We start from the raw sequence: 14,938 nt of genomic DNA, 5'->3' as shown, positions 1-14,938 counted from the left end.
TATTATCTCCATCCACCACCAAGTGCTTCGTATAAATCTACGATAGACACTAGTTGCTGTAATTGGCTGTTAATAATATTAAGTTCCGCATTTAAAGCGCTTTCTCTAGCTGTTAATAAGTCTAAATAATTAGCATAACCGTTTTTAAGTAACTCGTTAGAATTAGCTTCGGCTGTACGTAAAGCTTCCACTTCATTTTTTCTAAACTCAAACTTTTTAGTTTCAGATTTATATGTATATAACGCATTAGACACTTCACTTCCTGCTACTAACAACGTTTGTTTAAATCTAAGTAACGCTTGTTCTTGTTGTGCAAAAGCAACTTCTCTTTGAGTTTTTAACTTTCGTTGATTAAAAATAGGTTGCGTAATTCCACCTATGATATTTGCAAAAATCGAATTGGCATTAATTAAATTGTCTACATCTAAGCTTTCTAAACCACTAGAAGCGGTTAATGTTAATGAAGGATATAAATTACTTTTAGCGACGTTAGTTAACTCAAACGAATTTATTAAACCATACTCTGCAGCCATGACATCAGGCCTGTTACTTAACAATGTTGCAGGAACACCCAATACTATATCTTGATCTATATTTTGGATATCTAAACTACTTCTTTCAAAAGTTTGAGGTGTTTTTCCTAATAAAATACTTAGCGTGTTTTCAGTTTTAAAAATAGCAACTTCAATATCTACCTGTAATGCTTTAGCACTGTTGTATTGTGCGATGTTTTGGTCTACTGCAACTTGTGTTACTTGTCCAGCATCTTTTAATGCTTTAATCGTTTTTACACCACTTTCTCTAGTTACAATGGTTTGTTTAGTTACTTCTAATTGCGCGTCTAAAGCCAATAAATTATAATACGTATTCGCAATACTAGAAATCAATTGCGTTTTTACCGCTTGATGTCCTGCGACACTTTGTAAGTAAGCAGCTTGAGTTGCACGTTTATTACTTCTAATTTTCCCCCAAATATCTGCTTCCCAAGATAAGTTAGCTGTAATATCATAAGTATCTATTCCACCACTAAATAAAGCTCCAAATTGACTGTTTTCTGACAACTCTTGATGCGTTGCATTTGCGCCAACACTAACTGATGGTAAATAACCAGCTTTACCTTGTTTTGCATAAGCTTGAGCTGCTAATATTTGCTGCAAAGCAATACGTACATCCATATTATTTTGAAGACCTTCTTCTATATATTTTTGAAGGTATTGGTCTGTAAATAAATTTTTCCAAGATACATCTGCAATAGATACGCTATCTGATGGTAAATTATCGGTTCTGTAAAGTGCTTGCGTTTCAGCATCTAAATCTGGTCTCACGTAATCTTGAGCTACAAAACAACTTTGTAGTGTTAATGCAACAACTAGTATTAATGCGCCTTTACTAAAGTTTCTATGTTTTAATATTGATTTCATTGTTTTAGTCTTCAATAGTTTGTACTGCTGGTTTACCCGAAACTTTTTCTTGTAACCATTGGAATAATATAAATAAGATTGGAATAACAAATACTCCTAGAATAGTACCAATTAACATTCCTCCTGCTGCTCCAGATCCAATCGAGTTGTTTCCTTCAGATCCAACACCTGTTGCTAATGCTAATGGCATCAATCCTAAAATAAAAGCAAACGAAGTCATTAAAATTGGACGTAAACGTGATTTGGCTCCATGGATTGCTGCATCTACAATACTCTCTCCATTTTTTCGTCTGGCTAAAGCAAACTCGACAATAAGTATGGCATTTTTGGCCAATAGACCAATAAGCATGATTAAAGCAATTTGGAAATATATGTTGTTTTCTAAGCCTAAAAACTTAGTAGTAATATAAGCTCCAAAGACACCAAATGGTAATGAGAATATGACAGCAAATGGTAGTAAATAACTTTCGTATTGCGCACTTAATAAAAAGTATACAAATAGAATACTAAGTATAAATATAAACGTTGTTTGGTTTCCTGCATTAACCTCTTCACGTGTTAATCCAGAATATGCCACTGTATAATTACTAGGTAATTTTGCAACTTCTTCTTCAATAACTCTAATGGCATCACCTGTACTAAAACCTTCGTTTGTAGCACCAGAAATCATAGTAGAATTAAATAAGTTGAAACGCGTTACCGATTGTGGACCATATACACGCTCTAACGTTACAAACTGTGTAATTGGTGTCATCTCGCCAGAATCCGTTCTTACATACATGCTATTTAAAGCATCTTTATCTGCTCTATCTTCTGGTAAAGCTTGAATGTAGACTCTAAATTGCTTTCCAAATCTAGAGAAATCTGAAGCATAAATTCCACCAATATAACCTTGTAAAGTTGAAAAGATACTACTTACAGACACACCTTTTTCTTTAGCTAATGGTACATTAACTTCCATTTCATATTGTGGATAACTTGTACTAAAAGATGATGTTGCGTATTTAATTTCTGGATGACTCATTAAAGCCATAGAAAAATCTTTATTGGCTTTATCTAAATCTGTAAACTCACCACCAAACTTATCTAATAAGTTAATTTCAAAACCTGCTGAGTTACCAAAACCACGTATACTTGGAGGAGAGAAAAATATGATATTGGCATCAGGAATTCCTGCTGCTACACCAAATAATTTTCCTGTTATCGCTTCCGCAGAAAGTGAAGCATCTTCACGTTCATCCCAGTTTTTAAGTTTTATAATACCAAAACCAAAGTTACTACCTGCACCACTTATTAAACTTCTACCTTTAATAAAGTTTACAGCTTCAATACCATCAATGTTTTCAATTTGAGCGTATAGTTTTCTTGCTACTGCATCTGTTCTATCTAAAGATGCTCCTGGTGGTAATTCTATATTAGCAAAAACAATTCCTCTATCTTCGTTTGGCACAAAACCTGTTGGAGTTGTAGTTGAAGCCCAATAAATACCGACTACTGCAATGATTAATAATAATGCTGAAACAAATTTCTTCTTATATAGAAACTGCAGCGATTTTCCATACTTGTCAATAGTAGCGTTAAATCCACGATTGAATAATGTATAAAAACGTTTTAATGGTCCTTTTTCTTTTAACTCTTCATCTTCTTTATGTTCTTTTAATAATAAAGCACATAATGCTGGACTTAAGGTTAAGGCGTTTACTGCCGAAATTAAAATGGCTATAATTAAGGTTACACCAAACTGCTCATAAAATACTCCTGTTGGTCCAGTTACAAAAGTTACAGGGATAAATACTGCTGCCATAACTAATGTAATAGAAATAATGGCACCAGAAATTTCACTCATGGCAGTAATAGTTGCTTTTTTCGGGTTATGCTCGCCTTCATCCATTTTAGCATGGACAGCTTCTACAACAACTATGGCATCATCTACCACAATACCAATAGCAAGTACTAAGGCAAATAGCGTTAATAAGTTAATAGAATACCCAAAAACATTCAAGAAAAAGAAGGTACCAATAATAGATACTGGTACTGCAATTGCAGGAATTAATGTAGAACGAAAATCTTGTAAGAATATAAATACTACCAAGAATACCAGTAAAAAGGCTTCTAATAAAGTAGTAATTACTTTATCTATAGAGGCATTTAAGAATAAACTTGTATCATATGGTACAAAAACATCTAAGCCTTCTGGAAGATCTGCTTTTACTTGTTCTAAAGTTACTTTTATGTTTTCAATAATTTCTTGTGCGTTAGACCCTTTAGTTTGGAAAATTCCCATAAAAACTGCAGGATTACCTTTACTCATGGCGTTCGATGCATAAGATTGTGCATCCAACTCTATAGTTGCCACATCTTTTAACCGTAAAAATTCTCCGTTTCCTAATGCTTTAATAACAATATCACTGTACTGTGCTTCGTCTTTAAAACGACCGCTATAAGTTAAAGTATATGAAAATGATTCACCATTATTTTCTCCTAACGATCCAGCTGCTGCTTCTAGGTTTTGTTCAGCTAAAGCTGCAGAAATATCTGAAGGTATTAAATTATAGGACGCTAATTTTTCTGGATTTAACCAAATACGCATCGCATAATCTTGTTGTGAGAATACACTAACATCTCCAACACCACTAATACGTTGCATTGCTGGAATAACGTTAATTTTTAAGTAATTCTGAATAAAAGTAGCATCGTAATCGTCGCTCTCAGAATACATTGAGATAAACATTAATGCACTTGTTTCTTGTTTTTGAGTTGTAATACCTGTTTGTATTACCTCTTGTGGTAATAAAGGTGTTGCTCTAGATACACGGTTTTGCACGTTTACTGCTGCAATATCTGCATCAATTTGTTGATCAAAATACACGGTAATTTCGGCTGCACCTGTGTTAGAAGCTGTAGAGGTAATGTATGTCATCCCTTCTACACCATTAATTTGTTCTTCGATAGGGATTATAACACTCTCTAAAACGGTCTCGGCATTTGCTCCTGTATAATTTGCAACAACTTTAATGGTTGGAGGTGCTATATCTGGATACTCCTCTATAGGTAAGCTAGTTATACTAATAACCCCTAGTAAAACTATGATAATAGAGATTACTGTCGAAAGCACTGGTCTTTCAATAAATGTTTTTAACATGATAAATATGTTTGGTGGTTATCTAATTTCTAAATAAAGTTGGAACTGGTTTAATAGCTTCCTCAAAAGACGTGTCCTGAGGTGCAATTGCCATACCGTTTCTTAACTTTCCTACTCCTGAGATAATAATTTTATCGTTAGCTTCTAAACCAGACTCTACAACGTATAAATTATCTACTGTGCCTTTAATTTTTAAAATAGACGTTTCTACTTTATTGTCTGCTCCTAATTTAAAAATCATAATATTACCTTGCTGCTCAAAAGTTGCAGTTTGTGGTACAACAATAGCATCTTTATACTCTATTGGAAATTTAATTTTACCACTGTTTCCGTTGGTTAAAATTTCGTTTGGATTATCAAAAGCAGCTCTAATTTGAATTGTACCTGTACTTTGGTTAATTTGTCCCGTACTGGTTTGAATACGTCCTTTTTCAGAATATTCTTTTCCGTTAGCTAAAACTAAGGTTAAGTCTGGCGAATTCTTAATGCGTTCTGCTTTATTTTGACCTTCAGAGCGTTGTAAATGATCTATATATTGCGCTTCGTTAAAACTAAAAAAAGCATAAACTTCGTCTATTTGACTAACAGTTGTTAATGGTGTGGCATCACTAGGGCTAATTAAAGCACCTTCTCTAAAATTAATGGCGCCAACAAAACCATCTATAGGGCTTTTAATTGTCGCGTAACCAATATTTGCAGTTACACCACTATAATTAGCTTTAGCTTGTGCTAAATTAGCTTTAGCAGTTTCTAATTGTACTGGACTAATAATATTTTTTTCTACTAAAGGAATTAGTTTATCAACCTCAACTTGTGCCACATTAACACGTGCTTTTGCTGCACCTGCATCTTGACTTAACGATTGTGTTTCTAGTTTAAATAAGACTTGTCCTTTACGTACTTTTTGCCCTTCGTCAACGTATACTTTTTCTACATAGCCAGAGGTTTTTGCTCTTACATCACTATTAACCTTACCTTCAATAGTTGTAGGATACTCAGTATAACCAGTGACGGTTTTACTTTCTAGTTGCGTTACAGGAAAAGGTGCTGGAGGAGCTTCTGCTACTGGTTTGTTTTGGTCTTTTTTACCACAACTTACAATGACTAAGAATACACTTAGTGATAGTATTGTTAATAATTTATTATGTCTCATTTTTTACTTTATTTAAATATTGAATTGATTGTCTGTTATTTTTTCTCTTAGTGCTTTAATTGAATCTGATGCTCCATCTATAAATTTGATATAATCGTTATGAAAACTTAAATCAAATTTTTCATCATCATTTTCAATTTTAACATTATTGATACTTTCTTTATAATCCTTAATTTCTACGTGTATTTTACGCTCTTCATCCCAATGACTAACCATATTATCTATATGCTGAATAATGGTGTCCTTTTTAATAACAAAATACTTTTTACGATCTCCTGTTTTAGTGAAGTATTGAATCTTGTTTAAATCCTGTAAATGATTAAGATGCGTAGATATAGTACTTTTACTAGCACATAAAACTGTTACCATTTCTTCAAACGTGGTTCCTTTTTTACCAGTTAAAATGATAAAAGCCAAAATACGCGCAGCAACAGGTGCTAATTGCTCTCTGTTTTCTAAATGAACGCCTAGTTTTTCAACCAAGTTCATTTTTTGTTTGCAGATTTCTTCTTTCATTAATTAAATAATTTTAATTCTATTATGGGAATTAGGATTTGTGACACCTAAATTCATTGCAAATCTATAGCTTAGTTCGGAACAAACCGAACTAAACGAAGTTAAAATGTTGTTAAATAAAAAAGCCAACTGTTAATAGTCGGCTTTAAATATTATCTATTTGAATATCAGTAATTTATAACGCGGATTTAAATTGTTCTAAAAATCTTACATCGTTTTCACTTAACAATCTAATGTCTCCTATTTGATGTAATAACATAGCTATACGATCTATACCTACACCAAAAGCAAATCCAGAATATTCTTCTGCATCTATACCACAATTGGTTAATACATTTGGATCTACCATACCACAACCACCTATTTCCAACCAACCGGTTCCTTTAGTGATTTTATAATCTGTTTCTGTTTCAAGTCCCCAATACACATCTATTTCTGCACTTGGCTCTGTAAATGGAAAGTATGATGGACGCAATCTAATTTTAGATTTACCAAAAAGCTCTGTGGTAAAGTATTGTAAGGTTTGCTTTAAGTCTGCAAAACTGACGTCTTTATCTATGTACAACCCTTCTACTTGATGGAAAAAACAGTGTGAACGTGCTGATATTGCTTCGTTACGATATACACGTCCTGGAGATATTGTACGTATTGGTGGTTTATTGTTTTCCATATATCGCACTTGTACAGAACTTGTATGGGTACGTAATAGGATATCTGGATTGGTTTGCACAAAAAATGTGTCTTGCATGTCTCTTGCTGGATGGTATTCTGGCAAGTTAAGTGCTGTAAAGTTGTGCCAATCGTCTTCTATTTCTGGACCTTCGCTAACATTAAATCCAATGTTTGAAAAGATGTCGATAATTTGATTTTTTACTATAGATATTGGGTGACGTGAGCCAATGGTTATTGGTTGTCCTGGTCTTGATAAATCTCCACTTATACCTGCGTCTTGTGTATTGTTATCTAGCTCTTCTTTTAAAGCATTAACTTTATTTTGAGCAGTAGTTTTAAGGGTGTTAATTACTTGACCAAATTCTTTTTTCTGGTCGTTTGCCACGTTTTTAAATTCGGCAAAATAGTCATTAAGTAATCCTTTTTTTCCTAAATACTTTATACGAAACGCTTCAACCTCTTCTTTGGTTTGTGCCTTAAAGGCTTCTGCTTCTGCTATAAGTTCTTTTATCTTGTCTATCATGATCTTCTAAATGATTGGCAAATTTATGAATTTTATCGTGATTTGCGTTAGCGATGGAGGCATTTGTTGAAGCTCTTTTATTTGCCTTAAAGCAAATTAAAAGCGACTGCCGAGAGCGCGACCCTTGGGTAACGCCCAAAATTTATTTAATATAATCGGTCTCTATAAAGTAGTTTACTATGGCTTCTTTCATTAAGATGCTTTGTTCTCCTGCTTTTAAATTTGGTAATTCTTCTTTTGCTATGTAGTGTGGCCAACCGTCTTCGTCTACAAAATCAAACTCGTAATACCCATAAGGTGTTAGCAGTTTACAGATTGCAATATGCATAAGGTCTAGCTTATGGTCTTTTTTAAATTTACGGTCTAATTGTCCTAACTCTTGTACACCTATTAAATAAATTATTGCATCTAAATCTAATGTATCTCCATCTGCAAATTGGTTTGATAATTTGGTTACAACCTCTTGCCATCTCTCTTTTAACTGTTCGTCTCTTGCCATATTAATTTTAAAGTCGCAAAGTTAATTTATATTTGTCTAAAATCTAACTTTATGGCTGTAATTGATATTGTTTTAGGTGCTTTACTATTATTTGGTTTGGTACGTGGTTTGTTTAAGGGTCTTTTTGTAGAACTTGCATCCATTGTTGCTTTAATTGCTGGTGTTTATGGTGCTATCCATTTTAGCTATTTTGTTGCCGAATTTTTAATGGATAAGACATCTTGGAATGAAAAAACAATTAATACTACTGCGTTTGCTATTACTTTTGTGATTATAATTTTAGTAATTAGCTTAGCTGGTAAAGCGTTAACTAAGTTAGCTGATTTTGCGTCTTTAGGAATTTTAAACAAACTTTTAGGTGCTGCTTTTGGTGCGCTTAAAATTGGTTTAATTTTAAGTGTTTTATTGATTGTTTTTGATAAAATGAATAACACTATCCCTTTTGTGCAGGAGGAGGATATTGAAGATTCTGTTTTATATGCTCCTGTAAAATCATTAGCTCCAATGATTTTTCCTAGTATTATTAAGTCTGATGATACTTTATTGGAAGAGCCTATAATTGATCCAGAGGAACCGACTACTGAATCTGAAGTTTAAGCTTTAATCTAAGTGATAAATTTCCATTATGTCTTGTAGGTAATGATCAAAATCTATTTTTAGGTCAATTAGCTTACCTGTATGTACATCAAATACCCAACCATGTACTTTTAGGTCTCGATCTCTGTATGCTTTTTGTACTGCAGCTGTTTTTAATAGATTAACACATTGTTCTTTTACGTTTAACTCTACTAAGCGATCGTATTTTTTTTCGTCGTCTTGTATTGCGTTTAACTCGTCTTTATGTATACGATATACATCACGTATGTTACGCAACCAGGAGTTTAATACGCCCAAATCTGCGGATTGCATCGCTGCTTTTACGCCTCCACACGCATAGTGCCCACAAACTACAACGTGGTTAACTTTTAAGTGTACCACTGCATACTCTACAACTGACATGGCACTTAGGTCGTTACCTGATACCATATTTGCAATATTACGATGTACAAAAGCTTCTCCTGGACCTAAACCCATTAAATCCTCGGCAGTTACACGACTATCACTACAACCTATATATAGTAATTCTGGACTTTGTCCTTTACCTAAATTTTCGAAATAGTCCTTATCTATGGATAATTTACCTTGTACAAACTTTTGATTATTCTTAAATACTTTTTTGATATCCATTATTGACTACCTTAAAATTTATCCTCTACATTAGTTTTAATCCAATATAAGCATGAATTAAAGTCTTTAAAAATATGTTGTGTTGGTATTAATTCTGGAATAATACCAATACGTTCCATCATGTATCGTGGTTGTTTTAATAGGTTAACAAACAACACATTTATGTTTTGTTTTTTTAAATCTACCAAAACGTCTTCCATTGCATATAATCCAGATTGATCCATATACTGCATACGACCCAATCTAATTACTACTGTTTTTGCTGTACCTGGGATTTGTTTTGCTAATTGCTGAAAGTCTGATGTTGAACCAAAAAACAATGGTCCTTTGATGTGTTTAATAAATACTTCTTCTTTTAAGGCTACAGGGAAATTAGTCTCGTCAGACCAAGCTTCTTCCTTTAACGGTTTAACGTCTGAACGTTGTGCAGTTAAGTCTCCAATTTTTTTCATGAATAGTAACGAGGCGATAATTAAACCAATACCTACTGCGTAAATTAAATCCCAAACACTAGAAAGGACTAAAACGATAAGCATTATTAATACTTCAGAGCTGACTTTAAGAGGTCCAATCTTCATGTCTTTTGGTAATGCAGGAATAGCTTTTAAACCTTTATAATCCATAACACCAATACCTACAGTAATTAAAATACCCGCTAATACTGCTGCTGGAATTTTTGAAGCAACTGGTCCTAATGCTAATAAGATAAACAGTAACATTACACCTGCAATCATACCAGATAATTTGGTGCGTCCACCTGCGTTAATGTTTACTACAGTCCTGATAGTTGCTCCTGCTCCTGGAATACCTCCAAAAATTGAAGCGATACTATTACCTATACCTTGTCCAATTAATTCTTTATTTGGATTGTGCTTGGTTTTTGTCATGTTATCTGCCACGACACTAGTAAGTAATGAGTCAATTGCACCTAATAACGCTAATGTTATAGCTGTAAAAATATAGGGCGAAATACTAGCAAAGCTGAAACCTGTTATTATTTCAAAATTTGGTATTGGTAATCCTGATGGTATTTCTTCAATTGGACGATAACCTAAACCAAAACCATAGGCTACTCCGGAAACCACTATTAAAGCAACTAAAGCACTTGGTATTTTAGTTGTTATTCGTTTAAAACCATATACTATAAAAATGGTAGCTAGTGCTAAAGCAAGCTCTAACCAATTAATATTTTGGATGGCTCTTGGTAATATTTTTAACGTACCTAACACGCCTGAAGCTTCAGATTTAGCTAAAGTTTTAGACTCTTTTGCTATGTCTTCAGGTTGTAACTCTCCTGCTCTTTTTATAGTTTCTTTAAAATCTTCTAAGACTAAAATGCCTTCTCCTGCTTCTTCTTTTAGTATGTTTTCTAAAATTAACTCTTCAGCTTGTGGCTTAAATTTGTTGACGTATTCTGTATCCTCTTTTGGATAATAACCAATGGATGGCAAGATTTGTGTCACTAATATTATAACACCAATTGCAGTCATAAAACCAGATACAACTGGGTATGGTATATATTTAATGTATTTACCAAAACCTAAAACGCCTAATCCAACTTGTACTAAACCTGCTAATAAAAATACGCTTAAGATATATGGCAATGCCTTAGTAACGTCACCATCATGCGTTGCAATTATACCAGCAATTACAACCATACTTACTGCTGTCATTGGAGCAGTAGGACCAGATATTTGCGTTGGTGTACCTCCAAAAAAAGCAGCAAAAAAACTAATAAATATAGCTCCATATAAACCTGCACTAGGTCCTAAACCAGATGAAACACCAAATGCTAATGCTAACGGTAATGCAACAATACCTGCTGTAATACCTCCAAATGCATCTCCTTTAAAGTTGGCAAAAAATTTCTTCATAGTATAAAAGTTGGTTTTATACTAAATTAACATTTTTTATCAACAATAAAAGTTTAGCCAATAGTATTAGCTTTTATTAACAGTAAATTATGACTTTGCTGATTTTTAAAAATTAACAAATGCCATAACGTTTATTTGATCTCTGCCTGAGGTTTCAAAAAACTGATTCATGTATCCTAATTCTAACCTCAATTTTTTGGAAAATTGATACCCTAATCCTCCATACAAACGGTTTCTGTCGAAGACTTGGCTTTTAGTATTTAAAAAAATCTCGTTATATGCTGAAAGGTACAATGGATTATTTCCATCAGCCTTGTTTTGCAACGGAATTTTTAAGCCTAAAAAATATCTAAATCGCATTTTAAAATCGTCTTCTACAAAACGTTGCTCAAACCTGTAACGATGACTTAAATTAAGCACACCTACTTTTTGCTTTGTTGTAAACTGCTGAAAAATTCTATGTTCGTTTACAGATACTTTTTGATCTGTTTCTCCAACATAATTTTCTGATAATATATAACCATAACCAACTAGTAGGTTGTTATTGTTATCGGTTAGGTTATAACCTAATCCAGTTCTTAACAATAATTGTTCTAAATCTCCTACAGCATCGTAATTACGGTATTGTACTTCGTTATGAATATTCCATCCATTTTTAAGCTCTTTACTACCAATATAGATTAACCAGTTACCTAAATCACTATTTTGGCTTAGCCCATAAAAAGGCAACACTAACATAAATGTTAGTGTTGCTATTATTTTATTCCTTTTCATTTTCAAAATCCTCATAAAAATTAACTTTTTCTAGTAAAAATCTACTGCTCCTGTATTAATATCATACATAGCGCCAACGATTTTTATTTCGCCATTTTTTTCCATTTCTGTTAAAATTGGGCTTTCTGCGTGTATTCTATCTATTGTTAAATGCACGTTTTTCTTAGATACTTCATCTACAAATTGTAAGTTTTTAGAGGTACGTAAACTTTCGTCTTTAGGTTCTGTTACTGCATTTACAGCTGGTGTAATTTTTTGGATTAACTTAGTTAAGTTACCCATCTCTGCATGATCACAAGCACCTTTAACTGCTCCGCAACTAGTGTGACCTAATACGACGATAACTTTTGTACCAGCTAACTTACAAGCAAACTCCATACTACCTAAGATGTCTTCGTTTACAAAATTACCTGCAATACGTACACTAAAAATATCTCCAAGACCTTGATCAAAAACCAACTCGGCAGAAACACGAGAATCTATACAACTTAATATTGTTGCAAAAGGAAATTGTCCTTCACTAGTATCGTTAACCTGCTCTAAAAGGTTACGATTTGCTTTAAGGTTGTTTTGAAATCTCTCATTTCCTTCTACTAAAAACTGTATTGCTTTATCAGGCGTTAATGTTGCCTGAGTTTCTTTTGTATGTGCTTTCATTTTTGTATATTTTAATATTATTAATGACTACTTCTGTAGCATTTTTGATTGTTGTCCTGTTAGTAATAATGAAACATTTAGTTTACTTATTACACTTTTAATTTTAGTGTTAGACTTTTGCTGCTGGGCATTATCAAAACACATTAGGTTAATTTTGCTTTTTAAAGCGTATTTTGAAACATTATCTACTGCACCATCTCCTTTTTCAAATACATACTCTACCGTTTTATTATTAGTTGTTGTATTTGATTGTTCTAACTTAGACACTATTTTAAATGCTTTAATAGGCTGATTAGTTTTACTAATCAATCTTTCAATAAAATTAGTGTCTGATGCTTGATCGTTTGTATTTAAAACACCCAACATTGCTTCTTGATTTGGTTGCAACGATTGGTTTGGTACTGCAATCATAATTGATCCTTTGTGTGTTTTTAAAACATAATCTGTAATATTATCTCCCATAAAGTTAATGGTTTTAGATTTTCTTTTACCTAAAACAATAATATCAGGTTGATAGTTTTTGATATATGCTTCAATTTCGAATTTTATATTACCAATAGCAACATCATATCCAATATTTAATTGATATTCCTGACAAACTGGTTTAATCAGGTTTTCAATTATTTTATTAGTTGAAATATGCTCCTCATTAATGGATCGCATAGCAGATAATTGGCTTTCTCTTTCTACAATGTCAGTCGGTTTTTTAACATGAAATAAAGTGATGTCTCCCTCTAACATTCTTGCTAAACTTACCGTACTTATCAGTTCTGATGTTGCCGACTTATTTAAATCTGAAAGCAACAATATTTTATATTTATTGTTTTTCATGATTTAAAATTTAGGCTGATTTTGGTCTTAGTTTAAAAAACTCAATAAAACTATCTGGATTTTCAACTATACCTCGTTCTGATATTAACTGAATATCAATATTTCTTTCTTTAGCTTTAAATGCAAAATCTTCTAATATTTCGATAATATCGTTATCTAAATATCTTGTTTTTCTAACGTCAAGCTCTAAATACGTGTCTTTTGGTAAGCTATCTAATTCTTTTAAAATAGCACCTTTATTAAAAAAAGTAACTTCTTCAGCAAAAGTCATTTTAATTTTATGCTTTCCGTTACTATTATCTTCGATGTGTAAAAAGTGTGAATTTTGGTAGCTTTTAATTAATATTACTACAATTCCAACTAACAACCCTAAACCAATTCCCCATAATAAATCAATAAAAACAATACCTGCAACTGTTACTACAAATGGTACAAATTGCTTCCAACCCATGTCATACATTTTTTTGAATAAACCTGGTTTTGCTAGCTTATATCCTACAATTAATAAGATTGCTGCCAAAACAGATAAAGGAATCATGTTTAACAATTTAGGAATTAATACTACTGAAATTAATAATAAAAAACCATGAATAATAGCAGACATTTTACTACGACCTCCTGATTGGATGTTTGCAGAACTACGTACGATTACTTGTGTAATTGGCAGACCACCAATTAAACCAGAAATGATGTTTCCTGTTCCTTGAGCTAACAACTCTCTATTAGTTGGCGTTACGTTTTTTTCTGGATCAATTTTATCTGTTGCCTCAACGCATAGTAACGTTTCTAAACTTGCTACCAATGCAATTGTGAAAGCAACTATCCAAACCTGAGGATTTGTTATTGCTGTAAAATTAGGAAAACTAAACTGTCCTATAAACGAGTCTAAATCTTCTGGAATTGGTACACTAACTAAATGTGTGTTTGCTATACCTAAACTAGAGCCTTGTGTTACAACAAAAAACACAATACCTAATACTACTGCCACTAAAGGTCCTTGGACAATTTGAAACACTTTACCTTTTTTAGACAGTACTTTATCCCATAATAATAAAATAGCTAAACCTATTAAACCAATAACCATTGATCCCATGGTAATGTTATCTGTAATATTTAATATTGCAGAAAACGTATTTTCTCCTGACGTTTCTATAAAACTATCAGCACCTTCAGGCTCTGCGTCGTAGCCAAAAAAGTGAGGGATTTGTTTTAAAATGATAATGATTCCAATACCTGTTAACATCCCTTTAATTACTGATGACGGAAAGTAATAACCAATAATACCAGCTTTTAAAATACCAAATACTATTTGAATAATTCCTCCTAATACAACTGCTACTAAAAAGTTTTCATAACCTCCTAATGATCCAATTGCTGTTAAAACTATTGCTGCTAATCCTGCTGCAGGTCCACTTACTCCAATTTTAGAACCACTTAAAGCTCCTACTACAACTCCACCAATTATTCCGGCAATTAGACCAGAAAAAAGTGGCGCACCACTTGCTAAAGCAATACCTAAACATAAAGGTAATGCTACAAAAAACACGACTATACTCGCTGGTAAGTCATTTTTTAATGTTTTAAACATATATAAATTCATTTGTACCAATAACAGTTGTTATTGGTAATATTTTAATAATTATTTTAAA

Annotated in this window: 13 protein-coding genes; 1 reads left to right on the top strand and 12 read right to left on the bottom strand. The window is 32.7% G+C overall.

The window, feature by feature from the left end; translation table 11 throughout:
• Positions 1 to 2 precede the first annotated feature (2 nt).
• The 6 genes from V6251_RS04435 to V6251_RS04410 form a co-directional block, all read right to left on the bottom strand.
• Positions 3 to 1,421 carry an efflux transporter outer membrane subunit gene (locus V6251_RS04435; protein WP_341587196.1) on the bottom strand — a complete coding sequence of 473 codons (1,419 nt, stop codon included), beginning with the start codon at positions 1,419 to 1,421 and terminating at the stop codon, positions 3 to 5.
• 4 nt (positions 1,422 to 1,425) lie between these two features.
• A complete protein-coding gene (locus tag V6251_RS04430; protein WP_341587195.1) occupies positions 1,426 to 4,563 on the bottom strand; it encodes an efflux RND transporter permease subunit in 3,138 nt (1,045 codons plus the stop codon).
• 22 nt (positions 4,564 to 4,585) lie between these two features.
• On the bottom strand, positions 4,586 to 5,716 hold the full coding sequence (locus V6251_RS04425; protein ID WP_341587194.1) for an efflux RND transporter periplasmic adaptor subunit: 1,131 nt from the start codon (positions 5,714 to 5,716) through the stop codon (positions 4,586 to 4,588).
• Positions 5,717 to 5,728: 12 nt separating this feature from the next.
• The gene (locus V6251_RS04420; RefSeq protein ID WP_341587193.1) at positions 5,729 to 6,232 is read right to left on the bottom strand and encodes a GbsR/MarR family transcriptional regulator; all 504 of its coding nucleotides are present in this window, start codon (positions 6,230 to 6,232) and stop codon (positions 5,729 to 5,731) included.
• 175 nt (positions 6,233 to 6,407) lie between these two features.
• Positions 6,408 to 7,427, bottom strand: coding sequence for a phenylalanine--tRNA ligase subunit alpha (pheS, locus tag V6251_RS04415; protein ID WP_341587192.1), 1,020 nt, complete (start codon positions 7,425 to 7,427; stop codon positions 6,408 to 6,410).
• Between the two features lie 142 nt (positions 7,428 to 7,569).
• Positions 7,570 to 7,926, bottom strand: coding sequence for a hypothetical protein (locus V6251_RS04410; protein ID WP_292943063.1), 357 nt, complete (start codon positions 7,924 to 7,926; stop codon positions 7,570 to 7,572).
• A 51-nt stretch (positions 7,927 to 7,977) separates the two neighbouring features.
• On the opposite strand from V6251_RS04410, the gene V6251_RS04405 reads away from it, so the two are divergent.
• The gene (locus V6251_RS04405; RefSeq protein WP_341587191.1) at positions 7,978 to 8,523 is read left to right on the top strand and encodes a CvpA family protein; all 546 of its coding nucleotides are present in this window, start codon (positions 7,978 to 7,980) and stop codon (positions 8,521 to 8,523) included.
• 3 nt (positions 8,524 to 8,526) lie between these two features.
• Here V6251_RS04405 and V6251_RS04400 read toward each other — a convergent pair whose 3' ends face one another.
• The 6 genes from V6251_RS04400 to V6251_RS04375 form a co-directional block, all read right to left on the bottom strand.
• On the bottom strand, positions 8,527 to 9,153 hold the full coding sequence (locus tag V6251_RS04400; protein ID WP_341587190.1) for a carbonic anhydrase: 627 nt from the start codon (positions 9,151 to 9,153) through the stop codon (positions 8,527 to 8,529).
• Positions 9,154 to 9,164: 11 nt separating this feature from the next.
• Entirely contained in the window at positions 9,165 to 11,027 is a 1,863-nt protein-coding gene (locus V6251_RS04395) for a SulP family inorganic anion transporter (protein ID WP_341587189.1), read from the bottom strand.
• A gap of 105 nt (positions 11,028 to 11,132) precedes the next feature.
• Complete coding sequence (locus V6251_RS04390; protein ID WP_341587188.1) at positions 11,133 to 11,801, bottom strand: DUF2490 domain-containing protein; 669 nt, start codon at positions 11,799 to 11,801, stop codon at positions 11,133 to 11,135.
• A gap of 30 nt (positions 11,802 to 11,831) precedes the next feature.
• Positions 11,832 to 12,458 carry a carbonic anhydrase family protein gene (locus V6251_RS04385; RefSeq protein ID WP_292943046.1) on the bottom strand — a complete coding sequence of 209 codons (627 nt, stop codon included), beginning with the start codon at positions 12,456 to 12,458 and terminating at the stop codon, positions 11,832 to 11,834.
• Between the two features lie 27 nt (positions 12,459 to 12,485).
• Positions 12,486 to 13,289, bottom strand: coding sequence for a universal stress protein (locus tag V6251_RS04380; RefSeq protein ID WP_341587187.1), 804 nt, complete (start codon positions 13,287 to 13,289; stop codon positions 12,486 to 12,488).
• 10 nt (positions 13,290 to 13,299) lie between these two features.
• The gene (locus V6251_RS04375) at positions 13,300 to 14,877 is read right to left on the bottom strand and encodes a SulP family inorganic anion transporter (protein WP_341587186.1); all 1,578 of its coding nucleotides are present in this window, start codon (positions 14,875 to 14,877) and stop codon (positions 13,300 to 13,302) included.
• Positions 14,878 to 14,938 lie beyond the last annotated feature (61 nt).

It is taken from the genome of Olleya sp. Ti.3.14, from assembly GCF_038154885.1.
GTDB lineage: Bacteria > Bacteroidota > Bacteroidia > Flavobacteriales > Flavobacteriaceae > Olleya.
Note: the sequence above shows the minus strand (reverse complement) of the source record. Positions and strands in the feature narration are given on the sequence as shown.